Genomic DNA, 24,692 nt, shown 5'->3' with positions numbered 1-24,692 from the left:
CACCTCTATTTATAAAGATTCTAAATAAATAAGTTAGAATATTAATCTATTTAAAAAGTTGAATATCAGTAAAATAGGGGCTTATTTAGAATTCCTTTTGATTTGTCATTCCAAATTATCTCTTGTTTGAAAAATAAACCCCGGGTACTACCTTTGCAGGGGTTATTTAAAACCGGTTAAACTATTTAATTAGCTATAATATGTTATCCAAACGCTCGTTAGTAGGGGTTCGATTGAATTTCCACACGCTGGCAGTGCTGTTTTTCTTCTTGATCGGTACGCAGGTTTTTGCTGCAGATCCGGCAGTAGTCGAAAGCGACGAAGCAATTGCAGCAGGTAAATCAGTCTTCAACGCGAATTGTAAAACCTGCCACAAACTGGATCAAAAGATGATTGGTCCAGCCCTTAGAGGTGTCACTGATAGACAATCCGCTGAATGGGCAAAGAGCTTTATCAAAAACTCTTCTGCAGTCATTGCTTCAGGTGATGAGTATGCAACTGCATTGTTTGCCGAGTTCAACAACACGGTGATGCCTGCGCACACTTTCTTGTCTGATGATGATTTGAACAATCTTCTTTCTTACATCGAATTTGGTGATAAGGTTGATCCAGCCGCTGCTGCTGCTACAGCTGCAGGAGGTGAAGGTGCTGTTGCTGCTGGTGGAGGTATTCCTACCGAATACTTGACAGTGATCGTTGTTGTTCTTGTGATTGTGTTGTTATTGATCCTGATTGTATTGGGATTGATTATCTCAGTCTTGACCAAGTACATCAATAAGCAAGATCTTGATGCTGACGACAAAGAGTTTGTTTCTCAGAAATTTGAGTTAGGTAAACTTTTGAAAAGCGATGGATTCGTAATCATTGTAACAGCATTGGTTATTGCATTGGTTGCTAAAACAGCAATTGACGGATTGTATTCTGTTGGTGTTCAGCAAGGATATGCTCCAACTCAGCCGATCGCTTACTCTCACGCATTGCATGCAGGTACCTTAGAGATCCAGTGTCAGTATTGCCATACTGGTGTTGAGATCGGCCGATCTGCAAACATTCCATCTCCAAACATTTGTATGAACTGTCACACGCACGTTCAGAATGTTCAAGGAAAAGATGGTATCTCTCCAGAAATTCAGAAAATCTACGATGCGGTAGATAATAATAAACCAATTGAATGGGTACGTGTACACAACCTTCCTGATTTGGCATATTTCAACCACTCACAGCACGTGAAAGTGGGAGGAATTGAATGTCAGACCTGTCATGGTCCAATTCAGGAAATGGAAGTGGTAAGGCAACATTCGGCTTTGACCATGGGCTGGTGTATTGATTGCCATAGAAATACTGAGATCAATTCTCAGGGCAATGAGTACTATGACAAATTGGTTCAATTGCACTCAGACTCTAAAGATGCTTTGAAAGTGAAAGACATCGGAGGTTTGGAATGTGCTAAGTGCCACTATTAATTCATTCATTTCGCAAATTCATTCCTAGATCATACAATGAAGGAAAATAAAAAAACATACTGGAAAGGGCTTGAGCAGCTCAACAACGATCCAGAGTTTGTAAAGCATGCCGACAGGGAATTTCCTGAGCTTCCTTCCGCATTGGGCGAGGATGGCAGTGCTTCCAGAAGGGATTTTCTAAAATTAATGGGCTTTAGCTTAGCAGCTGCTTCTTTGGCAGCTTGTGAGGCTCCTGTCAGAAAAGCTATTCCTTATGTGAATAAGCCAGTAGATGTTAACCCATCTATCCCTAACTATTACGCATCAACTTTTACATCCGGAGGTGATTACGCTTCTGTGGTTGTGAAAACAAGAGAAGGTCGTCCTATCAAAATCGATGGTAACGATCTTTCTCCTATTAATAAAGGTAAAGTAAACGCTATCGTAGAGGCGTCTGTACTTTCTCTTTATGATAAGCAGCGTCTAACCGGCCCTATGGCTGCTGGACAAAAGACTGATTGGAAAACTTTGGATGCCGAAGTTAAATCTAAATTGGCTGCTGCTGGAAATGTGAAGATTGTAGCAAATACCATTCTTTCTCCAAGTACTTTGGAGTCTTTGAATCTGCTTTCTGAAGCAGTAGGTGGAGCTGAGGTGATCATGTATGACCCAATCTCTAACTATGGTATCACAAAGGCTTCCGAAACTTATTACGGAGCTGCTGTTCTTCCTTCCTATTCATTTGACAAAGCAAACACAATCGTTTCTTTCGGAGCTGACTTCCTGGGAACTTGGATTTCTCCAATTGAATTTGCTGGTCAATATGCAAAGACTAGAAAAATTTCTAAAGAAAAGCCTGTAATGTCTCGTCATTATCAGTTTGAGTCTAACTTGTCTCTTGCTGGTGCTAACGCTGACTACAGAACTCCAATCAAAGCTTCTCAAAGCGGATTGGCTGTTTTGGCTTTATATAATGCAATTGCAAAGAAAGCCGGTGCTGCTACTGTATCTGCTCCTGCTGTTGAAATTGCACATTTGGAAATGGCTGCAAATGACCTTTGGGCTTCTAAAGGAGCGTCTTTGGTAGTTTCAGGCTCCAATGATCCTAACGTTCAGGTTGTAATTCACGCAATCAACGAATTGTTGGGTAACAATGGCGTTACTGTTGATTTCGCTACTCCTGCTAATTTCAGAAAAGGTGACGATTCTAAAATGAATCAATTTGTTTCTGATTTGAAAGGCGGTAGAGTTGGTGGAGTTGTATTCTACAACTGTAACCCGGTTTATGATTTTGCAAGAGGTGCTGAGATCGCTGAAGGTATCGCAGCTGCTAAAGTAAGTGTGGCAACGAACGGTACTTTGGACGAGACTGCTTCTCTAGTACAATATGTAGCTCCAGATCATAACTTCTTGGAGTCTTGGAATGACTTCGAACCTAAATTGGGTCATTTCTCTCTTTCTCAGCCTACTATTTCTCCTTTGTTTGACACTCGTCAGGCTCAAGATTCATTCTTGACTTGGGCAGGTGCAGGTGTAAACTATTATGATTTCCTTCGTCAAAATTGGGAAGCGGGTATGTTTACTCAAACTGAAACAGGTGGAAACTTCCAGGAATTCTGGGATCAGGCTCTTTACAATGGTGTTTACAAACTAGAAAAATCTGCTGAAGCTCTTGCTCCTGTGGGTGATGTAGCTGCTGCCGCTGCTGCTGTAGGTAAAACTTACGCTGCTGCTAGCCCTGCTGCTGAACTAGTGATCTATACCAAAGTAGGTATTGGTAGCGGTACATTTGCAAACATTCCTTGGTTGCAAGAAATGCCAGATCCAATCACTAAGGCTACTTGGGATAACTATTTGACTGTTTCTCAAAAATGGGCTTCTGACAATGGAGTAACCATGTTTGAAGAAAACACTCAGAAAGCTCAAATTACTGTAAACGGAAAGTCTTTGATCGTTCCAATCTTGATCCAACCAGGTCAGGCAGACGGTACGTTCGGTTTGGCTTTGGGTTACGGTAGAACTAAAGCTGGTAGAGTTGCTGATGGCGTAGGTGTTAATGCTTATGACCTTCTAGACGCTTCTGCTGGTTTTGTTAATTTCGATATTACTTCAGGTGTTGAGGTTGCAGTGACTGGTGATTCTTATAAAATCGCTAGAACTCAAACTCACCAAACTTTCATGGGACGTGAAAACGTAATTCAGGAAGCTACTTTGGCAGAATATAAGCAAGATGCTTCTGCTGGTAGATATAAGCCTGAAATCTATAAAGACGGTGAATTTATAAAGCCATCCAAGATCTCCTTGTGGAGTGGGCACAAATACAGCCAGCATCACTGGGGATTGGCTATCGACATGAACTCCTGTATCGGATGTTCTGCTTGTTCTGTGGCTTGTCAAGTTGAAAACAACGTGGCAGTTGTAGGTAAGCAAGAAGTGTTGAATAGAAGAGAAATGGCTTGGATCAGAATTGACCGTTATTATTCTTCTGACGCACCAGCTGATGATTTGGAAGGAATGGAAGTAGCATCTACTAACCCTGAGGTTACTTTCCAACCGATGATGTGTCAGCATTGTAACAATGCTCCTTGTGAGACTGTATGTCCGGTAGCTGCGACTACACACTCCACAGAAGGTCTTAACCAAATGACTTACAACAGATGTATCGGTACTAGATATTGTGCCAACAACTGTCCTTACAAAGTTCGTCGATTCAACTGGTTCAAATACCATGACAATAAGGACTTTGCCGGAGTTAACGTAGCTCAAAACAGTGATTTGGGTAAAATGGTATTGAACCCAGATGTGACTGTCAGAGCACGTGGTGTGATGGAGAAATGTTCACTTTGTGTTCAGCGTATTCAAGCTGGTAAACTGGCTGCGAAACGTGAAAAGCGTAAGGTTCAGGATGGAGATGTCAATGTAGCTTGTGCTGTGGCTTGTCCTACTGATGCTCTAGTATTTGGAGACATGAATGATCCAAACAGTAAAGTTTCTCAAATGTTGAAAATAGAAGACAACAGTACTTCTGCTTTGAAAGAAGTAAATGAGGAAAGAGCATACCACGTATTGGAGGAAATCAATGTGAGTCCAAACGTATGGTACTTTACGAAAATCAGAAATAAAGAGAAAAACGAAGCGTAATCATAATTTTATAAACTATGCAGGTTACTTCATCCGTACGTCAGCCGTTAGTTACCGGAGGCAAAACCTACCATGACGTGACACATGATGTGTCTCGGCAGGTAGAAGGAAAACCATCATTGGCTTGGTTCCTTGCCTTCTTAACAGCTGTAGGTACTTTGGCTATTGGCTTTATCGCCGTTGCTGCCACCGTTTGGGAAGGCATCGGGATGTGGGGTTTGAACAAAACAGTAGGTTGGGCCTGGGATATCACCAACTTCGTGTGGTGGGTTGGTATCGGTCACGCCGGTACATTGATTTCAGCAGTATTGCTATTGTTCAGACAGAAGTGGAGAACTTCTATCAACAGAGCAGCTGAAGCGATGACCATCTTCGCTGTAATTTGTGCGGCGATGTTCCCAGTTCTTCACATGGGTCGTCCTTGGTTGGGAGCTTATTGGGCTCTTCCATTGCCAAACACTTTTGGTTCCCTTTGGGTAAACTTTAACTCTCCGCTTCTTTGGGACGTATTTGCGATCTCTACTTACTTCTCAGTTTCATTGGTATTCTGGTATATCGGTTTGATCCCAGATTTCGCTACCATCAGAGACAGAGCGACAGGTTTGAGAAAAACTATTTATGGTGCGCTTTCATTTGGTTGGGATGGTGCTGCTAAAACTTGGATGAGATATGAATCAGTATCCTTGATCTTGGCAGGTTTGGCAACTCCATTGGTACTTTCAGTTCACACGATCGTATCCTTTGACTTTGCTACATCCGTTATCCCTGGATGGCACACTACCATCTTCCCTCCATACTTCGTTGCTGGTGCGATTTTCTCAGGTTTTGCCATGGTATTGACCTTGATGATCATCACTAGAAAAGTATTTAAGCTAGAAGATTACATTACAATGGGCCACATCGAATTGATGAACATTGTAATTATTATCACGGGATCTATTGTAGGTATCGCTTATATCACAGAATTCTTCATCGCTTGGTATTCTGGAGTAGAAGCAGAACAATACGCATTTATCAACCGTGCAACTGGACCTTACTGGTGGGCTTACTGGTCTATGATGACTTGTAACGTAATCTCTCCTCAGCTATTCTGGTTCAAGAAAATTAGAACTTCTATCGTGGCTACTTTCGCTTTGTCTATTGTAGTAAACATCGGTATGTGGTTCGAACGATTTGTAATTATCGTTACTTCCCTTCACAGAGACTTCTTGCCTTCTTCATGGGCGATGTTCTACCCATCTTGGGCTGACGTAGGGGTCTACTTGTTTACTTTTGGTTTGTTCTTTACTCTGTTCTTCTTGTTTGCGAAGTTCTTCCCAGTAATCAACATGGCGGAAGTGAAGTCTGTATTGAAATCTTCATCTGAAAAAGCAGCTAAATAATCATGGAAAGAGATACACATTTTATTCTTGGAGTGTACGAGGACGAAGATGTCCTTCTCCATGCTGTCGAAGAGGTTAGATCCAGTGGAGTGAAAATCCACGAAGTATATACTCCTTATCCTATTCACGGATTGGAGCATGTATTGGGATATAAAAGAAGTAGACTTCCAATTGCAGCGTTCCTTTTCGGTATGTTGGGAACTACACTTGCATTGACCATGCAGTTTTACATGATGAGATTTGATTGGCCTATGATCATTGGTGGTAAAGACTTCGCTGCTTTCCCTGATTTCATTCCTGTTACTTTCGAATTGACTGTATTGCTAGCAGCATTTGGTATGGTTGGGGTGTTTATGATCAGCTCCAATTTGAAGCCTTGGGCTCAGCCTCGCATTTTTGATGTGAGAAGTACTGATGATAAGCACATCATGGCAATTGATATCGCTAATAACAGTGCTCTGGAAGTAGACAAGATCAAAGAGATTTTGAAGTCTTCTGGTGCTACAGAGGTTAATAATAAAAGTTTTGAAGAGTAATTCTGAAAATATGAAGATTGCTAAAACACTAAGTATCTTGGGGATTGCCGCTTTTGGTGCGATGCTCGCTGGCTGTAAAGCCGGAGGAGACAACCAGGGTTTGGAATACGCCCCTCAAATGTATCACTCTGTAGCCTACGAACCTTTGACTCAGATCGTCAATGAAGATCAAGGTCAGTGGTTGTCTACCAGAGAAGATGGTAAAGGTGAATTCTTTAACAGTAACGTCTACAACCCGAATCATATGAATATGAGAGAGCCTGTAGAAGGAACTGTTCCTAGAAATAAATCTGGGATGCTACCTCACAGATTGAAGCAATTTCAATTGGAGGATGCAGCTCTAATCGAAAATCCTATCCCTTCTTCTGATGAAGTTTTGAAAGAAGGAAAGACTTTGTTCGAACAATATTGTGTGGCTTGCCACGGTGAAAAAGGACAAGGTGACGGAAAAGTAGGTGAAATCATCGGTGGTGTTGCAAACCTAACAGGTGGAGCATACATCAACTTGCCGGAAGGGCATATTTTCCACGTGATTACTAAAGGAAAAGGTAGAATGGGAGCTCACGGTTCTCAGATTACTCCTGAAAATCGTTGGAAGATCGTTCACTATGTTAAACAAGTAATTCAGAAGCAGTAATCATGGCTCACGACGTACAAAACTATAATTTGGATCAAAAATTTGATTTTAGCGCGAGCATCAAAAAGTCAGTTTTGACTGTTTTGGGAATTGGTGCTGCTATCCTTGTGCTTGGAATCATTTTGGCGATGACCGGTGGTGGTCATCATGAAGAAGGTGCTGAGGCTGCAGGACATGCTTTCCATTGGTATGAAAGATTGTTCGCTAACCTTTGGATCAATAACGTATACTTCACTGGTATCGCGATTATTGGTGTATTCTTCTTCGCTATTCAATATGCTGCTCAAGCTGGTTGGTCTGCGCCAATCACTCGAATCATGCTTTCTTTAGGTAATTGGCTTCCAATTGCTGGTATTTTGATGATTGTAACTTTCTTCGTTGCAAATCATGATTTGTTCCACTGGACTCACAGCTACCTTTTTGATAAAGCTTCTCCAGAATATGATTCCATCATCGATGGAAAAGGAGCTTTCTTCTACTGGCCTATGGAAAAAGGGACTTTCCCTGTTTTCTATATCGCTAGAATGGTGATCTTCTTCGGATTCTGGGTTTTCTTCTTTAACAAATTCAAGCAAATCGCTGCTAACGAAGATCAATTGGGTGGAAACACACATTGGTTCAAAATGAGAAGCTGGTCTGCTTACTTCTTGGTATTCTTCGCAGTATCTTCTTCTATCTCTGCATGGGATTGGGTGATGTCAATTGACACTCACTGGTTCTCTACCTTGTTTGGATGGTATGTATTCGCTTCTTGGTTTGTTGCTGGTCTTTCTACGATCACTTTGTTGACAATCTTCTTGAAGGGTAAAGGATACTTGGAAATGGTTAACGAAAACCATATCCATGACATGGGTAAGTTTGTATTTGGTTTCTCCATCTTCTGGACTTACTTGTGGTTCTCTCAATTCCTATTGATTTATTACGCAAACATTCCTGAAGAGACTGTTTACTTCGTAGAAAGACTTTCCAGTGATATTTATGGTGGGTTTATCTTTGTAAACATCATCATGAACTTCGTTCTTCCTTTCTTGGTGTTGATGACTCGTGATGCAAAGCGTCATGGCATCTTCTTGAAAGTTGTTTGTTCTTTGTTGATCGTTGGACACTGGGTTGACTTCTTCTTGATGGTTCAGCCAGGTACTTTGGGTCATAATGGTGGTATTGGACTTATGGAAGTGGGTATGCTTCTAGTATATGGTGCTTCATTTGCATTCGTTGTGTTGAGCTCTTTGGCTAAAGGAAACTTGGTACCGAAGAATCACCCAATGATGGAGGAAAGCTATCATCATCACATTTAATTAAAGCCGAAAAGTTTATACTATGTACGGATTTCTAATAGCAGTTGGGGTTCTTTTACTACTTTCCATCATCTGGATGGTTTATAGAATCCAATCCCTTGTATCAGTAGTAAAGGGTTCTGATAAAAAGATCGCTTCTGGAAGTAATAAGGTGAATGCCATCTTATTTGTTCTATTCCTTTTGGGAACTGGCGTTTTGATGTTCTGGTATTCTATCAAAGAATTCCACAATTATCAATTGCCTATCGCTTCTGAGCATGGAGTTGTAACTGATAGATTGTTCTGGGTAACCATGGCAATCACAGGTGTGGTTTTCATTATCACTCACATTCTTTTATTCATCTTCCCTTACAAATACCAGTATAAGGAAGACAGAAAAGCAACTTTCTATCCTGATAACAATAAGTTGGAGATTATCTGGACTGCAGTACCAGGAGTGGTATTGGCTGGTTTGGTGATTTCTGGATGGATGGCATGGTCTGATATCACAGCTCCTGCACCAGAAAATGCTCATGTTATTGAGGTAATGGGATACCAATTTGCTTGGGATGTAAGATACGCTGGTAAAGACAATGTTTTGGGTGATCATGATTATAGATTGATTACTCCAACTAATGCTGCCGGAGTTGATTTTACTGATAAAAACGCTGTAGATGATTTTCCTTCTCCAGTTGTAGTAATCCCTAAAGGAGAACCTGTTCTTTTCAAAATCAGAGCTAGAGATGTATTGCACTCTGTATTTGCTCCTCACATGAGATTGAAAATGGATGCGGTACCTGGTATGCCAACTCGTTTCTGGTTTGTTCCTACAAAGACTACCGCTGAAATGAGAGAAGAATTGGGTAATCCTGACTTTAATTATGAAATCGCTTGTACTGAGATTTGTGGCCGTGGTCACAATGGTATGAGAAAAGTAATTGAGGTTGTAGAACCAGAAGCTTATCGTAAGTGGTTCGCTGAGCAACAAACTTTCCTTCAGTCAAATCCAGCGCTTGCTGCTGGATATGAAGCTGAAGTTCAAGAATTAGCAGAAGTTCAATAAGAGAATAACACAAAATTATAAATTATGGCTACAGCATCTGTTGCAACTCATGACGCAGCTTACGATCATCACGATCATGAGCATCATGATAATTTTGTAACCAAGTACATCTTCAGTACTGACCATAAGATGATTGCTAAGCAATATCTTGTGTCAGGTATATTCTGGGCTGTTATTGGTGGTTTCCTTTCCATTCTATTCAGATTGCAATTAGGTTTTCCTGATTTGAATCTTGAATTCCTTCGTCCTCTTTTGGGTGGTTGGATAGATGAAGCAGGGAAATTAGATCCTACATTCTACCTAGCTTTGGTTACAATGCACGGTACCATCATGGTATTCTTTGTATTGACAGCTGGTTTGTCGGGTACATTCTCCAACTTCTTGATTCCACTTCAAATTGGAGCAAGAGATATGGCTTCTGGATTTATGAACATGCTTTCTTATTGGATGTTCTTTGTATCCGGTGTAATCATGTTTATCTCCCTATTTATTAAAACTGGCCCTGCTGGTGGGGGATGGGTTGTTTACCCGCCACTATCTGCATTGGAGCAAGCTATTCCAGGTTCTGGATTGGGTATGACTTTGTGGCTAGTTGCGATGACTTTCTTTATTGCTTCTTCTTTGTTGGGTGGGATCAATTACATTACTACTGTAATCAACTTGAGAACTAAAGGGATGTCATTCTCTAGACTTCCATTGACTATCTGGGCATTCTTTTTGACTGCCGTTATTGGTCTTTTGTCTTTCCCAGTGTTATTCTCTGCAGCTTTATTGTTGGTATTTGACAGAAGCTTTGGTACTTCTTTCTACCTATCTGATATCTACATTGGTGGTGAAGCATTACCAAATACAGGTGGTAGCCCAGTATTGTACCAGCACTTGTTCTGGTTCCTAGGTCACCCTGAAGTATACATTGTATTGTTACCTGCTTTGGGTATCACTTCTGAAGTAATTGCTACTAATTCTAGAAAGCCTATCTTTGGATACAAAGCGATGATTATTTCCATGTTGGGAATTACCATCCTATCCTTTATCGTATGGGCTCACCATATGTTCGTGTCAGGTATGAACCCATTCTTGGGATCTATCTTCATGTTCTTGACGTTGATCATTGCGGTACCTTCTGCGGTAAAAGTATTTAACTATTTGACTACTCTTTGGAGAGGTAACTTAATCTTTACTCCAGCCATGTTGTTCTCGATTGGTTTGGTTTCCTTCTTTATCTCTGGTGGTTTGACAGGTATTTTCCTAGGTAACTCTGCTATTGATATCCAATTGCACGATACTTATTTCGTAGTAGCTCACTTCCACCTTGTAATGGGATCTGCATCCTTCTTTGGTATGCTAGCTGGGGTTTACCACTGGTTCCCTAAAATGTTTGGTAGAATGATGGATGCTAGATTGGGTTATGTTCACTTCTGGTTGACATTCGTTGGGGTATACATGGTATTCTTCCCAATGCACTACATTGGTATCGCTGGTTTCCCAAGAAGATATTATTCTTGGACTAACTTCGAATTCTCCAACATGTACACAGACTTGAATATGTTCGTGTCTGCTGCAGCAATCATTACATTTGCATCACAGTTCATCTTTGTATTCAACTTCTTCTACAGCATGTATCGTGGAAGAAAGGCGACTCAGAACCCTTGGAGATCCAATACTTTGGAGTGGACAACTCCTGTGAATCCTGGACACGGAAACTGGCCTGGAGAAATCCCAACAGTTTACAGATGGCCTTATGATTATTCTAAGCCAGGTGCTGCTGAAGACTTCATCCCACAAACTGTTCCTCTTTCTGCTACACCTGAATCTAACTTGCCGCATGAGCAAGAGCAAGTGAAGCTAGAAATGGAAATTATGAAGGAAGAATCTGAGGTGTTGGCAGCAAATGGATCCAATCACTGAAAATAATATTAACAGCTTTCGCCGTGCAAGTTTGATCACGGTGATCGCTGTTTATTTCTTGATCTTAGTAGGAGGGATAGTGAGAAGTACCGGTTCGGGTATGGGCTGTCCTGATTGGCCGAAATGTTTTGGGAGCGTTGTTCCCCCGACTAGTGTTGATCAACTTCCTGATGACTATCAAGAAATATATCTTCAAAAAAGAATAGCTAAAAACGAACGGTTTGTAGCTACACTTGAAAAATTGGGATTTGATGATCTGGCTTACCAAATAGCTAACGACAAATCCATCTTGATCGAAGAAGAATTTAATCCTGTAAAAACTTGGATTGAATATCTAAACCGATTGGTTGGTGTTGCTATTGGTTTGCTTATTATTTGGACTGTATGGAAGTCATTTCCTCTTTGGAAAGTTGACCCATGGATTCCGATTTTATCCATTGCTTCCTTGTTCTTGGTTCTTTTCCAGGGATGGATTGGCTCTTTGGTAGTTTCTACCAATCTGCTGCATTGGATGATCACATTTCATATGATCTTAGCCTTACTTCAGGTTGGATTGCTTCTTTATATTATTCATAGAGCAGTAAATCTGATTAGAAAAAAAGCTGATCTGTTTGAAGTGCCTTCCAAACTTCGATGGGTATTAATCATTGGACTGATTTTAATGTTGGTTCAAGTAGTATTAGGAACTCAAGTAAGAGAAGAATTAGATCAAATCGCATTTTCTCTAGGTAATTTGTTAAGAGATGAATGGATTAGCAAAACAGGTATTGTTTTCCTTATTCACCGTTCTTTCTCCTTAGTATTACTTGGAATTCATTTGTTGTATTTCTTTTGGGCTTTCAAATACACCCGTAGGAAATCACAAATTAACCTTTGGTCTCAGGTATTGATCGGATTGATCATACTGGAAATTGCTTCTGGAATAGGCTTGTCTTATTTCGGTATTCCAGCCTTCCTTCAGCCTGTACACCTGTTGCTTGGTTCATTGATTGTCGGAGTACAGTTTATTCTGTTGATGCAATTAAGGGATCATGTAGAATTAAAGTTAAACACAAATTGATGATGAGGACAGTTGGTGTAACTGACCAATCTTTGTACGAGGCTCTTGTTAGCCGAATCAGGGCATATTCTGACTTGCTTAAACTCAGATTATCTGCTTTGGTTACTTTCTCTGCCGTATTTGGCTATATCTTGGGAGATAGAGGTGCTAGCTTTGGCTGGACTGGTTTCTTAGGATTGGCATTAGGTGGATTCTTGATTTCTGGTGCTTCTGGCGCTGCAAATGAAATCATGGAGAGAGACCTTGACAAATTGATGAAGAGAACTCAAAATAGGCCTCTTCCCCTTCAAATCATTTCATTAAAAGAAGCTTACTGGTTTACAATAATCGTTGCTATCGTAGGTGTTTTTCTACTTTGGGCTTTTACTAATCCTTTGACCACCTGGTTAGGGATTTTAAGTATGGTCTTGTATGTATTCGCTTATACACCTCTAAAAAGAGTTGGTCCGATTGCAGTATTCGTAGGAGCTATTCCTGGTGCGATGCCTCCTTTGTTGGGATGGACTGCTGCCACAGGAGCAATCACTTACGAAGCATTAATTATTTTCGGTATTCAGTTTATCTGGCAGTTTCCTCACTTCTGGGCTATCGCTTGGGTTAGTGATGAAGATTATAAAAAAGCTGGTTTTAAACTGTTGCCAAGCGGTGGTGGTCAAGATTTGAATACAGCTATTCAGATCATGATTTACACCTTATTTCTTTTGCCATTGGGCTTGTTGCCAAGTTATTTTGGTTTGACAGGTCTCAATTCTGGTATTGTTGCCACCATATGTGGTGTATTGTTTTTGGCACAAACTTTTTCATTGATGAGAGATTGTTCCAGAAAGTCAGCATTGAAGATCATGTTTGGTTCATTTCTCTATTTACCAATTGTCCAAATCGCGTATTTACTGGATAAAATGCCCTAAATGATGGAAAAAGAACTTCAATATGTAGATATGGTTGAGCAGCCAATTGCAATGCACCCTAAAAAGTTTGCATTGTGGTTGTTTATGGTTACAGTGGTGATGATTTTCGCTGCTTTGACTAGTGCATATATTGTGAGACAAGCTGAAGGGAACTGGCTTGATTACGAATTACCAGAGATTTTCTGGGTTACTTCCGGAATCGTTGTTCTAAGCTCTGCTTGTTTACAATGGGCTTATTATTCTGCTAAAAGGGATAATTTGGCTCAATTAAGAATTGGAATGGTAGCAGCAGTAGTATTGGGTATTGCCTTTTTGGTGGGCCAATGGTATAGCTGGGTAGCTCTTGTAGATAGAGAAGTGTTCTTTGTAGGAAATCCTGCAGGTTCTTTTCTTTATGTTTTTACAGGATTACATGCCGCACACCTGATCAGTGGTGTGATATTTCTGATTATTGTATTAATTTCGACCTTTAGATATAAGGTCCATTCTCAATCGATGACCACGATGGAAATGGCTACTACTTATTGGCATTTTCTGGGTGGGTTATGGATTTATCTATTCATGTTTTTGCTTTTGAATCATTAAATTAACCTGGTACTAATAAATAAATTATGTCTGCGCATTCTACTGCTATTGGAGTAAGCTCAAAAAGAGGCGTCTGGGGAGGTGGTAACGAACCTCTAAAGGCCAGCTATGGAAAACTGATGATGTGGTTTTTCTTGCTCTCCGACATCTTTACTTTTGCTGCATTTTTGATCACGTATTTGTCGATCAGAGTCAGCTATCCTGCTTACGAAGGTCCTATGGACGCTTTTGTTGGCTCAAATGAATACTGGCCAATTCCTGAATTGGTATTTGATGCAGTACCTTTCCTGCATGGTGTACATGCTCCATTGGTATTCGTTGGTATCATGACTTTTATCTTGATTTCTTCTTCAGTGACAATGGTATTGGCAGTAGAAGCTGGTCATAGAAATGATAGAAATGATGTAGTTAAATGGATGCTTTGGACAATCCTTGGTGGAGCTACTTTCCTAGGATGTCAAGCTTGGGAATGGTCTCACTTTATCCATGGTTCTGATGCTGGTTCTATTATGACTTTTGTTAATGGACTTGGCCAAAATGTTACTGAAACAGTTCATGGTGCAAACTTGATGGTCAATGAATACGGCCCAGCAAGTTTTGCCAACTTGTTCTTCTTCATCACTGGTTTCCACGGATTCCACGTTACAATCGGTGTTTGTCTTCTATTCCTTTGCTTCTACCAAGCAGCTGTAGGGATTTATGACCAAAGAGGACATTATGAGATGGTTGAGAAAATCGGATTATACTGGCACTTTGTTGACTTGGTATGGGTATTCGTTTTCACCTTGTTCTACTTGATCTAAGAAAATAAAAAATAGCAATATGGAAATTCAGGAAAATAAATCAACTCTTGAGGTAACCCCAAGAAATGATGCCAAGGTCAAAAAGATCTGGATTACTGCAGGTATTCTTTTGGCTATCACTGTTGCAGAATTTATCATGGCTTTCACCATGCCAAGAGGATTGTTGCTTTATGCATTGTTTATCATCTTGACTGTATGGAAAGCGAAATACATCATGATGGAATTTATGCACCTTGGTGATGAAGTGAAGCCTTTATTTTATTCTATCATTGTTCCATTGATTTTCTTGGTTTGGTTGCTGATTGCTTTGGCAAAAGAAGGAACCGAGATATTTATGATGCGCTGGTAGGCATTTAGATAAAAACTTTAAAAAAGTAGGTTGGAGTGTGACACTTCAACCTACTTTTTTGTTAAGAGTAAGCTATGAGAGGATTAAGAATATTACAAGGTTTCGTATTGGTATGTGTTTTATTGATACCAGTATTGATCTTTATGTTCCTTAGAGGGTTTGGAGAGAATCATTATGACTTGCCTATTTTCTATCAAAATGGAGTAGACAACCCTTTTAAGGAATGCAATTTTGAGGATAGTACGCAACATTATATTCCTGAATTTGCTTTTACTAATCAAGAGGGGAAAACTATCGGGAGAAAAGATATGGAAGGAAAGATCACTATCGTTGATTTCTTCTTTACTTCATGTCCTAGTATTTGCCCTGTAATGTCCAAAGAAATGGAAAGGGTCAATGACATGTTCCGCAATAATCCTGAGGTGCAAATTTTGTCGATCAGTATCGACCCTGAATATGATACTCCGGAGATTCTTCAAGAATATGCAAATGAGCATCATGCCACTCCTGGTAAATGGCATTTCCTTTCCGGATCAAAATTGGAAACCTATGAATTGGCCCGTTGTGGCTTCATCCTTCCTACTGTAGATGGGTTGGGAAATCCTGATGATTTCATCCATAGTGATAAATTCACTTTAGTTGATGATCAAGGTAGGATTCGAGGCTATTATAGTGGTACCAATCGAGAGGATGTAGATCTTCTGATGTTAGAAACAAAAGTCTTATTGCATGGAAACAAATAATTCTATGCTTCAGAATGAAGCGAAAGTAAAAAACTGGATCATTGCTATTTCTATTATTATTCCAGTAGCAGTGGCTGTTCTACTCTTCATGCCTCAAAAAGTTGACGTAGGAGCTGAATGGGTTTATTTCTTGCCTCACTTGAATGCTGTCATCAATACTGCTGCGAGTTTGGCATTGATCCTAGGGTTGATTTTTGTAAAAAATAAAAAATACAACTACCATGGAGCTACGATGAGTGTAGCTTTTGGCTTAGGAGCTATTTTTTTGGTTTCTTATGTGGTGTATCATGGAGCTGCTGAAAGCACTTCATTCGGAGGTGAAGGAGCAATTAGATCTGTTTATTACTTCTTATTAATTACCCATATCGTATTAGCAGCTGTAGCTTTGTTCCCGATTCTGTTTGCATATTATTATGGATATACCGATCAGAGGGATAAACACAGAAAAGTAGTTAAATTTGCATATCCGATTTGGTTGTACGTTTCAGTGACAGGAGTGATTGTTTATTTGATGATCAGTCCATATTATACGCACTGATAGCCTTTTCTCTCCATTCAAAATGGAATTATCATGAAAAGAATTAAATATTTATTCCTGACATTTCTGCTCTTTATTGTAGCTCAACTTCCAACGTTAGCACAATGTGCGATGTGCCGTGCTTCTGTAGAAAACAATGTGAGTAATGGTGATACCAGTATAGGAGCAGGTTTGAATGCAGGTATTTTGTATTTATTCGTGATGCCATATCTAATCGCCACTATTATTGGTGTTTTATGGTATCGGGCAGCTAAAAAAAGGAAATCAAAATTGATGGTTCGATAGCTATTATGAAGCAAAGTTTGATCTAGGACTTTGCTTTTTTTATTTTTAAAGCAAATGAGCCATAATTTAAGAAGGCTGGTCATCCTTGTCAGCGGATTTTCACTCCTTGGAGTTTTAATTTTGAATTTCTTTTTCTTCCAGGAGAGTGAAGAAGAAAGTTTCTTTTCTGCACTTCAAGAGGAAGTTCAAGAAATCGACAGAGAATTTGATGAGGACTTCATTCAGATATTAATGGCCATCGGTCCTGATGAAGCATTCACATTTGGACAGGTAAGCGTTCAGTCCAGACATCCATTTTTTATTTTAAGTCCTGAGAAGAAACTCCTTTTTTGGTCCGATTTTACGGTTTCCTTGGATTTTGACCAAGTGGATGAATCAAAAGAGTATCAATTACTTTTTGATCCATATGGTAGTTATCTGTTAAAAAACAGAAGGGTCAGCAAAAATGGGAGCTCTTATATAGTTGTCCATGCATTTCGACTCATTTGGCCGGGATCGATTCAAAATGACTATTTAGTAACCGGAGCAAACTCTAGGCTTTTTGGTAATTCGAATTTTGAACTCAAACAAGTAGGAGAGGAAGCTGATTATACGATAGCTAATTTGGCAGGCATCCCCATGTTTGGGATCGATTTTGAAATCGGATATCAACCGGCAGGTAGAGTTGGTAATCCCGCAATTTTAATATTCTTCATTTCTATTTTCCTTCTGTATTTCTTATTGAGTTCTGGGTTTGTGCTGAATAGATGGAAAAAAGGTAGAAGGTGGCAAGCTATAGGGTACGGGATTTTAGTGGTTCTGGCATTTCGTCTCGTGATGTTGATTTTGGGTTTTCCTGGGGCTTATTTCAATTTCTCTCTTTTTGATCCCACTAATTATGCAGCTTCATGGTTCAACCCGAGCTTGGGTGATTTATTATTGAATTCGATTTTCGGGGTGGCTGTAGCAGGGATGGTTCTATATCAATTGGCATCGCCTCAAACTCATCAAAAGATTAAAGTCCTAGCAACCAAAAATGAGCAACGGATATTTTTTGTAATCGCCTTTGGCCTAGTTTCACTTGGCTTTTATTTGATTTGGGTTCTTCCTGAGGATTTGATTCAAAACTCTCAATGGCCTTTGGATATTGAGGCAATACCAACATTCGGTTGGTTTGAAGGGCTAAGTTTCTTGATTATTTTTCTTTGGGCTGCAGTTTACGTTCTGTTTTCCATTACACTCACAAGTCTTTTACTGGAGTTGAATAATTCCCAAAAAGACAATTTTCAAGATTTACTGATTTTAGGAATTCCAGTAGGAATAATTTTGACATTTATGTCCACTTGGCTAGGTATTGCCTGGGTGGTGCATTTGATTTTTCAGTTTTCTGCGATCAGATTCAAATTGTTTAGGAATATTTTCAGGTTAGGACTGAATACATTCCTTACATTTTTCTATGCTGGATTGATGGTCGCAATTATTGCTGGGATTAGTACTTTTCAAACAGAAAGAGTCCAGTTAAATCAATCCAAAATCAGGTTTGCCAATCAAAACTTGATTGAAAGTGACGTGATGACAGAATTCTTTTTGGGCGAAATTTTCACACGAGTGAAAAACGATCTTTTCATCCAAAACCGTTTGGGAGATCCGTTACTTTCCAAAGAACCAATAGAGGCAAAAATCAGAAGAATTTACCTGGATAATTACTTTGACCAGTTTGAAGTCAAGGTTAGAATTTTCTCTCCAAATGGCCAAAGTCTTGTCAATACCCCAGATGATAGATCTTTGAAAACACTCAGAGATACCTATATCAAGTCAGATTATGTGACAAGTTTGAAGGACTTATATTTTATCCGGGGTACTGAGGGAAATGTTGGAAATCAATTTATCGCATTCATTCCGATAATGAGAGACTCTAATAATTTGGGAACTCTGTATTTGGAGTTGAAGCAATTGCGAGTTCAGCCGGGATCGGTTTATCCCAAACTTCTACTGGATAAAAAGTATAGCGAAAAGCTTGATCCTACCCGGTACGATTACGCCATTTTCAAGCAAGGCGAGTTGATCCGAAATATTGGTTCTTTCAATTATACCAATTCTATACTTATTGAGCGTCTAGGCGAATCGAAATTATTAACCACGGGGATTCATACCAATGGCTACCATCATTTGGGAATTGAAAATGGAGATGAATTAATTGTGGTTTCATCTCCAAATCAACCATTCTCCTATTTCTTCGGAAATATCTCGCTTTACTTCGTGATTTTCGTCTTTCTGACATTCTTTACAATTCTGATTCACTCTCTATTCAAAGGGTATAAAACTTTTGAATTCAACTATTCCACCAAACTTCAGCTATATCTGAATTTTGCATTTTTCTTCCCGATTATCATCATTTCTATCATTACAGTTGGGCTTTTGGCTAATAGTTACCGAGAGGATTTGGACAGACAGTATATCCAGAAAGCAACCTTGATCAGGGGTAATTTGGCAAGTTTTCTTGGGGATAGGACTCCCGATGAAGTCGATCAAGACCAACTTAATGAAGAGGTGGTGACCTTGGCAAATACCATTGCAGCTGACATACATTTGTATGATATAAACGGGGATCTTGAATCCACGAATCGTCCGAATATTTTTGATAAAAAACTTTTGGCTCCTAGGATTAATCCTCAAGCGATTTCAGAGATTGTAGAGCAAAATCAGGTTCAGTTTGTGGCTGAAGAAGAAATTGGAAAGCTCCGATACAAATCTGTTTACTTGGCAATTCCTTTTAGTTCCAGTCAGGGTACTTCAGCAATCTTGAGTGTGCCATTCTTTGAGTCAGAAACGGAATTGAACACTTTGATCGCAGATGTGCTAAGTAATATTTTTAACGCATTTGTCATCATATTTATCCTGTTTTTGATCGTTTCTTTCTTTGTTTCCAAAAACCTGACTTTTCCTTTCCGCTTGTTGACTCAAAAGCTAAAGACTACCAATCTGGAAAATAATGAACCGATGCATTGGGATTCTAAAGACGAGATTGGATTGCTGGTCAATGAATACAATAACATGCTTTTCAAGCTTGAGGCTAGTAAGAAAGTCTTGGCTTCTTCGGAAAAAGAATCTGCCTGGAAAGAAATGGCTAAGCAAGTGGCGCATGAGATTAAAAATCCCTTGACTCCAATGAAACTGACCTTGCAGCATTTGTTAAGGTTGGAAGAGGCTGGACGATTGGATGATTTGCAAAAGTTGAGAAAGTCATTGGAAACGCTAATCCATCAAGTAGATGCCTTAAGTGGAATTGCATCCTCATTTAGCACTTTTGCAAAAATGCCTCTACCAAAGAATGAACGAATGAACTTCAAGGAGGTGGTGATGCGTGTTTTGGATTTGTACAAAAATGATGAAAAGTTGGAACTTCAATTTCAGGATGATTCTTATGCAAATGATATCCCGATTATGGGTGATGAAAAGTTGTTTGGTAGGGTGATTTCCAATTTGATCATAAATGGATCTCAAGCTGTAGAAGAGGATAAGTTTCCAATTATTAAAGTGTGGCTTTGGATGACCGATGAGGCTGTTTTTCTTGAAATTGCTGATAATGGAAAAGGGATTCCAGCCGAACTTAGGGATAAGATCTTTATTCCAAATTTCAGTACAAAGTCCACAGGGTCGGGATTAGGATTGGCTATCGCAAAATCTGGTGTCGAAACAGCAGGTGGTAAAATCTGGTTTGAAACTGAGGTGGGAGTAGGGACTACTTTCTACCTTACTTTTCCAATTATTCAATAAGTAGATTTTTTTACCTTGTTAGGAAAAGGGTCAAGTCTACCAAATGCAAAAATGCCTGCTTTCTGTACTTTTTTTCTTCCTGATACTTTTTCAAGTTCAGGCTCAGGAAACTTGTCGCCAAGTTAAGGTTGAAGACTTGAAAAATGGGATTGAATTAGATTCGTTGTCCGGGGTCGAGGAAAGCATAATCATCAAAGATGCCTCGGGGAAAGACTATCCGTTTTCATTTGACCTCAATAAAAACTGGATCCGATTGGACTCTACTGCGCAGGTTGAAGAAGATTTTCTTACGCTTTGTTATCGCACATTTTCGATTCGATTTGATAAGCCTCTTGCAAAAAGAACTCTGGCTGCAAACTATGATTCTGCGGCACTTTTTAAGGATACTAGAGTAGCTCCAAGGCAAAATTTGAACATTCAGGAGGAATTATTCCCAAGTACCAATCTCTATAAAACTGGTAGTTTGACTCGAGGAATATCTGTAGGGAATACGCAAAATGTCTTTGTCAATTCAGCATTGAATCTTCAACTCGAAGGTGAGATTGCAGAAAATCTAAACATTCGAGCCAGTATTACCGATCAAAATGTTCCTTTTCAACCTGAGGGGAATACGCAGCAAATTCAGGATTTTGACAATGTTTTGATTGAGCTTTATAATGATGATTTTAACCTAGCCGCTGGAGATGTCGTTTTGCAACAAAGGCAAAGTGAATTCTTGAGATATTATAAAAATGTTCAAGGTCTTCAATTGACTACTCAGTATCAGATGAAGGGGGATTGGGAGGCCAGCACCCAAGCTTTTGCCTCCATTGCCAAAGGGAAGTTTGCCTCAATACAAGTCCCAATCTTGGAAGGTGTCTTGGGACCTTATCGACTTAACGGACCCAATAATGAACGCTTTGTAATTATCATGGCCAATTCTGAGCGGGTATTTTTGGATGGGAAACAATTACAGAGAGGATTTAACGCGGATTATGTAATCGACTACAATCAGGCAGAAATCACTTTTACTCCCAAAGTCTTAATCACACAATACTCCAGAGTTCGGGTCGATTTTGAGTATGCAGAACGGAATTATTCGCGGTCCATCATCGGTGCAAACCACCTCCAGACAAACGGGAAGGTTGATTTGTATTTAAATTATTATCAAGAGAAGGATAATCGAAATCGACCTCTTTTTACAGAATTCAATCAAGAGGAATTGAGTTTATTGGCAGGTGTAGGAGATGATGTGGAAAGTGCCAGGATTCCAAGAATTGATTCTGTGGCTTTTGACTCGAATCTGATATTGTATGAGAAAATTGTTGAGCAAACAGCTGGAGGAAATCCTTTGATCTATTATCAATATTCAACGGATCCTGAGAAGGCTCATTTTGATCTGTCATTTTCTCAAGTTGGTTTTGGAAAAGGAGATTATCGGCGATTAAATCAACTTTCCAATGGTACTGTTTATGAGTATGTCCCTCGAATTAATGGTCAATCTCAAGGCGATTATTCTATTTTGACTCAATTAGCAGCTCCAGATAGTAAGAGAATGGTGACAGCAGGCACTGGAATCAAAGTTGGAGATCATGAAAAAGTCTATACCGAATTAGCACTTTCTTCCAGAGATGAAAATTTATTTTCTACGATCGATGATGAAAATAATCAAGGTTTGGGATGGAAAATTGGTCTTCAATCAGAGGATAGAAAAGTTGATCTATTGAAAGGCTATACTTTCAAAGGACTAACGGAATACGAGTACAATTCCACTAATTTCAATTTTATTGATCGTTTCAGATATATTGAATTCGATCGGGATTGGGGGATCACACAACAAGAATTAGAAAATGCAGCTTCCGAACAATTTTTGAAAGCCGGATTTAGCTTGGATAAAGATTCAGATAACTCTTTTGATTATTTGTTTTATCACAGAAATAGAAATGAAGTTCTTAGTGGTACACAGCATTCGGCTCATTGGAATCTGAAAGTCGGGAATAGGTTTTACCTGAGAAATGAGTTTTTTAGTCTCCAAAGCCAGAAAGACACAACTTCAACTGACTGGCTCCGCTACCTGGGGGATGTTTCCTATCGATCCAAAGTTTTGGTGCCGGGGTATCGTTTTTCAGTAGACAGAAACTCACTCCGTCACAATCAAAGTGACTCCGTTTTGAGTACTGCCATGAACTATCGAGAGCATTTATTTTACCTGAAGAGCAATGATACGCTTTCGGTGGCATTTCGGGCAGATGCAGCTTGGAGGGAGGATAGAGCTCCTTTTGATGGTGTTTTGAAGAATGATACCAAGGCATTTACCAGTAATTTTAGCTTTCAAAAACAGTGGAAGCAACATTCTTTGACAAATACATTTACCTATCGGGAATTGGAGTTTTTGCAGAGAGATCTTCCTTCGGAAATGACGGTAATGGGAAAGGTGGACTATCTGGGATCGATAGGAAAGAACTTGATCAGAAATGAATTGAGCTATGCATTAGGAAACGGGAGGGAGTTGCAACGGGAATTTGTATTCATTCCAGCACCAAATGGAGATGGAACTCACACTTGGCGGGATGACAATGGAGATGGGATCCAGCAACTGAATGAATTTTATCTAGCAATTAACCCAGAAGAAAAGCTCTACATCAAAATCTTTGTTCCTACAGACACTTATGTCCAAGCCTACACAACTTTATTGAATTATCGAATTCAGGCCAAGTTTCCGGATGGCTGGAAAGAAGAAGGTGGAGCAAAAAGTTTTCTCCAGAAATTTTCTAATACAAGTAGCTTGAGTGTCGAGAAAAAAGTTACTTCAGAAGACTTTAAAGACCGAATCAATCCATTTATCGGAGGTGTAAATCGCCAGGATATTTTGTCTTTGAGACAGGTGATTCGGACCAGTTTCTTTTTCAATCGAGCTTCTTCCCTTTATGGGTTTGATCTTTCCTACTATGATTCCCAATGGAAACAGTTGCTTTCAGGAGGTTTTGAAGACCTGATTCAAAAAGACTGGAAATTGAATGCCCGATATAATTTTACCAATCGGACAACTTTGAGAATTTTGGCTTCTCAAGGAAATCGACTTTCCTCTTCGGATTTCTTATCAAACAGAAACTATAGAGTAAATCAAAAAAGTATTGGTCCAGAATTTATCTGGCAACCGAGCCCAAATTTGAGAGGGACTGCTTCCTATTCTTTCACAGGAAAAGAGAATTTGGATAATCTGGAATTTGATGAGAAAGCTCAAATTCATCAAACAGGCCTAGATTTCAGATATGCAAAAGCCATCAAGACAACTATCAATGCTAATCTGAAGTGGATAGAAATATCCTACAATGGGGAAATGAATTCTCCGGTTGGCTATGAAATGTTGCAGGCTTTAACCCCGGGAACAAATATCACCTGGACACTCAATTGGCTACAAAAGATAGGGGAAGGGCTTCAATTAAATATGGTCTACGAAGGACGAAATTCACAGGGGCTGGATAGGATAGTTCATGTGGGAAGAATGCAAGTAACGGCGCTGTTTTGATAAAAAAATGTAACTTTGCTTCAAGTAAATAGTTGTCACACTAACTATTAAAACACTAACAAAATATGCCCAAAAGCATCTTAGTCACAGGCGGTACCAAAGGAATCGGAAGAGCTATTATCTACCGATTTGCTAAGGAAGGATTTGATATTGCCACCTGTGCAAGAAACGAGCATGATTTAGGAAATCTGAAAGCTGATTTAGAGGCCAAATTCCCTGAAATTAAGGTTTTGGCTTTAGTTGCTGATCTTTCGAAAAAGGAAGAAGTAGCTCGGTTTTCAGCACAAGTGAAAGGCTTTTGCAAGCCTGATGTATTGATCAATAATACAGGGGTTTTTCTTCCAGGTTCCATTTACAACGAGCCAGAAGGAAACTTTGAATTGATGATGCATACCAATTTGTTTTCTGCTTATTACCTGATTCGGGAATTCGTGCCTGATATGGTAAAACGGAAATCAGGGCATATTTTCAGCATGGGGTCTATTGCAGGAACGACTGCTTATGCCAATGGCGGAAGCTACGCGATTTCCAAATGGGCGATGTTAGGTATGACCAAATGTTTACGTGAAGAAATGAAGGAACATCAGGTGAAAGTCACATCGATTTTGCCGGGAGCTACCTATACTGCGAGTTGGGAAGGAGTGGATTTGCCGGTCGAGCGATTCATGAAATCCGAAGATGTTGCAGAATCTGTTTGGGGAGCTTATAACCTTTCTCCCCAATCCGTTGTTGAAGAATTAATAATCCGTCCCCAATTAGGCGATATTTAAG

The 24,692-nt window shown here is 39.6% G+C and carries 19 protein-coding genes; all 19 read left to right on the top strand.

The features are described 5' to 3' along the window. Positions 1-200 precede the first annotated feature (200 nt). The 19 genes from BUF13_RS19850 to BUF13_RS19760 all read left to right on the top strand — a co-directional run bounded on the left by BUF13_RS19850 (position 201) and on the right by BUF13_RS19760 (position 24,691). Positions 201-1,463 carry a c-type cytochrome gene (locus BUF13_RS19850; RefSeq protein WP_073573577.1) on the top strand — a complete coding sequence of 421 codons (1,263 nt, stop codon included), beginning with the start codon at positions 201-203 and terminating at the stop codon, positions 1,461-1,463. 36 nt (positions 1,464-1,499) lie between these two features. Beyond that, positions 1,500-4,583, top strand: coding sequence for a TAT-variant-translocated molybdopterin oxidoreductase (locus BUF13_RS19845; protein WP_073573576.1), 3,084 nt, complete (start codon positions 1,500-1,502; stop codon positions 4,581-4,583). Between the two features lie 17 nt (positions 4,584-4,600). After that, complete coding sequence (gene nrfD / locus BUF13_RS19840) at positions 4,601-5,965, top strand: NrfD/PsrC family molybdoenzyme membrane anchor subunit (RefSeq protein ID WP_073573575.1); 1,365 nt, start codon at positions 4,601-4,603, stop codon at positions 5,963-5,965. 2 nt (positions 5,966-5,967) lie between these two features. Beyond that, the gene (locus BUF13_RS19835) at positions 5,968-6,501 is read left to right on the top strand and encodes a DUF3341 domain-containing protein (RefSeq protein WP_073573574.1); all 534 of its coding nucleotides are present in this window, start codon (positions 5,968-5,970) and stop codon (positions 6,499-6,501) included. A gap of 10 nt (positions 6,502-6,511) precedes the next feature. Further along, the gene (locus tag BUF13_RS19830; RefSeq protein WP_073573573.1) at positions 6,512-7,138 is read left to right on the top strand and encodes a c-type cytochrome; all 627 of its coding nucleotides are present in this window, start codon (positions 6,512-6,514) and stop codon (positions 7,136-7,138) included. A gap of 2 nt (positions 7,139-7,140) precedes the next feature. Then, entirely contained in the window at positions 7,141-8,436 is a 1,296-nt protein-coding gene (locus BUF13_RS19825; protein WP_073573572.1) for a quinol:cytochrome C oxidoreductase, read from the top strand. 22 nt (positions 8,437-8,458) lie between these two features. Further along, the gene (locus BUF13_RS19820; protein WP_073573571.1) at positions 8,459-9,478 is read left to right on the top strand and encodes a cytochrome c oxidase subunit II; all 1,020 of its coding nucleotides are present in this window, start codon (positions 8,459-8,461) and stop codon (positions 9,476-9,478) included. Positions 9,479-9,502: 24 nt separating this feature from the next. Continuing rightward, positions 9,503-11,386 (top strand): cytochrome c oxidase subunit I, encoded by a 1,884-nt coding sequence (locus tag BUF13_RS19815; RefSeq protein WP_073573570.1) that lies wholly within the window; start codon positions 9,503-9,505, stop codon positions 11,384-11,386. After that, on the top strand, positions 11,370-12,446 hold the full coding sequence (locus tag BUF13_RS19810; protein WP_073573569.1) for a COX15/CtaA family protein: 1,077 nt from the start codon (positions 11,370-11,372) through the stop codon (positions 12,444-12,446). Before BUF13_RS19815 ends, BUF13_RS19810 begins: the two co-directional genes overlap by 17 nt. Before the next feature lie 2 nt (positions 12,447-12,448). Next, entirely contained in the window at positions 12,449-13,354 is a 906-nt protein-coding gene (gene cyoE / locus BUF13_RS19805; protein ID WP_073573617.1) for a heme o synthase, read from the top strand. A gap of 3 nt (positions 13,355-13,357) precedes the next feature. Continuing rightward, entirely contained in the window at positions 13,358-13,939 is a 582-nt protein-coding gene (locus BUF13_RS19800) for a cytochrome c oxidase subunit 3 (RefSeq protein ID WP_073573616.1), read from the top strand. Positions 13,940-13,965: 26 nt separating this feature from the next. Continuing rightward, the gene (locus BUF13_RS19795; RefSeq protein ID WP_073573568.1) at positions 13,966-14,742 is read left to right on the top strand and encodes a cytochrome c oxidase subunit 3; all 777 of its coding nucleotides are present in this window, start codon (positions 13,966-13,968) and stop codon (positions 14,740-14,742) included. 19 nt (positions 14,743-14,761) lie between these two features. Beyond that, positions 14,762-15,091 carry a cytochrome C oxidase subunit IV family protein gene (locus tag BUF13_RS19790; protein WP_073573567.1) on the top strand — a complete coding sequence of 110 codons (330 nt, stop codon included), beginning with the start codon at positions 14,762-14,764 and terminating at the stop codon, positions 15,089-15,091. 74 nt (positions 15,092-15,165) lie between these two features. Next, a complete protein-coding gene (locus BUF13_RS19785) occupies positions 15,166-15,834 on the top strand; it encodes an SCO family protein (RefSeq protein ID WP_073573566.1) in 669 nt (222 codons plus the stop codon). Next, entirely contained in the window at positions 15,821-16,372 is a 552-nt protein-coding gene (locus BUF13_RS19780; RefSeq protein ID WP_073573565.1) for a DUF420 domain-containing protein, read from the top strand. Before BUF13_RS19785 ends, BUF13_RS19780 begins: the two co-directional genes overlap by 14 nt. Before the next feature lie 33 nt (positions 16,373-16,405). Then, positions 16,406-16,657, top strand: a complete 252-nt coding sequence (locus BUF13_RS19775) for a hypothetical protein (RefSeq protein ID WP_073573564.1) — start codon at positions 16,406-16,408, stop codon at positions 16,655-16,657. Between the two features lie 54 nt (positions 16,658-16,711). After that, positions 16,712-20,413: an ATP-binding protein gene (locus BUF13_RS19770; protein WP_073573563.1), complete on the top strand. Its 3,702-nt coding sequence runs from the start codon at positions 16,712-16,714 to the stop codon at positions 20,411-20,413. A gap of 43 nt (positions 20,414-20,456) precedes the next feature. Beyond that, positions 20,457-23,921: a hypothetical protein gene (locus BUF13_RS19765; RefSeq protein WP_073573562.1), complete on the top strand. Its 3,465-nt coding sequence runs from the start codon at positions 20,457-20,459 to the stop codon at positions 23,919-23,921. Between the two features lie 65 nt (positions 23,922-23,986). Further along, entirely contained in the window at positions 23,987-24,691 is a 705-nt protein-coding gene (locus BUF13_RS19760) for an SDR family oxidoreductase (protein WP_073573561.1), read from the top strand. Position 24,692 lies beyond the last annotated feature (1 nt).

It is taken from the genome of Algoriphagus zhangzhouensis, from assembly GCF_900148515.1.
GTDB lineage: Bacteria > Bacteroidota > Bacteroidia > Cytophagales > Cyclobacteriaceae > Algoriphagus > Algoriphagus zhangzhouensis.
This window is presented reverse-complemented; position numbering and strand designations above follow the sequence as displayed.

Coding starts and splice junctions, on each gene's coding strand:
- BUF13_RS19850 (WP_073573577.1), top strand. CDS start 201: ATGTTATCCAAACGCTCGTTAGTAGGGGTTCGATTGAATTTCCACACG.
- BUF13_RS19845 (WP_073573576.1), top strand. CDS start 1,500: ATGAAGGAAAATAAAAAAACATACTGGAAAGGGCTTGAGCAGCTCAAC.
- nrfD (WP_073573575.1), top strand. CDS start 4,601: ATGCAGGTTACTTCATCCGTACGTCAGCCGTTAGTTACCGGAGGCAAA.
- BUF13_RS19835 (WP_073573574.1), top strand. CDS start 5,968: ATGGAAAGAGATACACATTTTATTCTTGGAGTGTACGAGGACGAAGAT.
- BUF13_RS19830 (WP_073573573.1), top strand. CDS start 6,512: ATGAAGATTGCTAAAACACTAAGTATCTTGGGGATTGCCGCTTTTGGT.
- BUF13_RS19825 (WP_073573572.1), top strand. CDS start 7,141: ATGGCTCACGACGTACAAAACTATAATTTGGATCAAAAATTTGATTTT.
- BUF13_RS19820 (WP_073573571.1), top strand. CDS start 8,459: ATGTACGGATTTCTAATAGCAGTTGGGGTTCTTTTACTACTTTCCATC.
- BUF13_RS19815 (WP_073573570.1), top strand. CDS start 9,503: ATGGCTACAGCATCTGTTGCAACTCATGACGCAGCTTACGATCATCAC.
- BUF13_RS19810 (WP_073573569.1), top strand. CDS start 11,370: ATGGATCCAATCACTGAAAATAATATTAACAGCTTTCGCCGTGCAAGT.
- cyoE (WP_073573617.1), top strand. CDS start 12,449: ATGAGGACAGTTGGTGTAACTGACCAATCTTTGTACGAGGCTCTTGTT.
- BUF13_RS19800 (WP_073573616.1), top strand. CDS start 13,358: ATGGAAAAAGAACTTCAATATGTAGATATGGTTGAGCAGCCAATTGCA.
- BUF13_RS19795 (WP_073573568.1), top strand. CDS start 13,966: ATGTCTGCGCATTCTACTGCTATTGGAGTAAGCTCAAAAAGAGGCGTC.
- BUF13_RS19790 (WP_073573567.1), top strand. CDS start 14,762: ATGGAAATTCAGGAAAATAAATCAACTCTTGAGGTAACCCCAAGAAAT.
- BUF13_RS19785 (WP_073573566.1), top strand. CDS start 15,166: ATGAGAGGATTAAGAATATTACAAGGTTTCGTATTGGTATGTGTTTTA.
- BUF13_RS19780 (WP_073573565.1), top strand. CDS start 15,821: ATGGAAACAAATAATTCTATGCTTCAGAATGAAGCGAAAGTAAAAAAC.
- BUF13_RS19775 (WP_073573564.1), top strand. CDS start 16,406: ATGAAAAGAATTAAATATTTATTCCTGACATTTCTGCTCTTTATTGTA.
- BUF13_RS19770 (WP_073573563.1), top strand. CDS start 16,712: ATGAGCCATAATTTAAGAAGGCTGGTCATCCTTGTCAGCGGATTTTCA.
- BUF13_RS19765 (WP_073573562.1), top strand. CDS start 20,457: ATGCAAAAATGCCTGCTTTCTGTACTTTTTTTCTTCCTGATACTTTTT.
- BUF13_RS19760 (WP_073573561.1), top strand. CDS start 23,987: ATGCCCAAAAGCATCTTAGTCACAGGCGGTACCAAAGGAATCGGAAGA.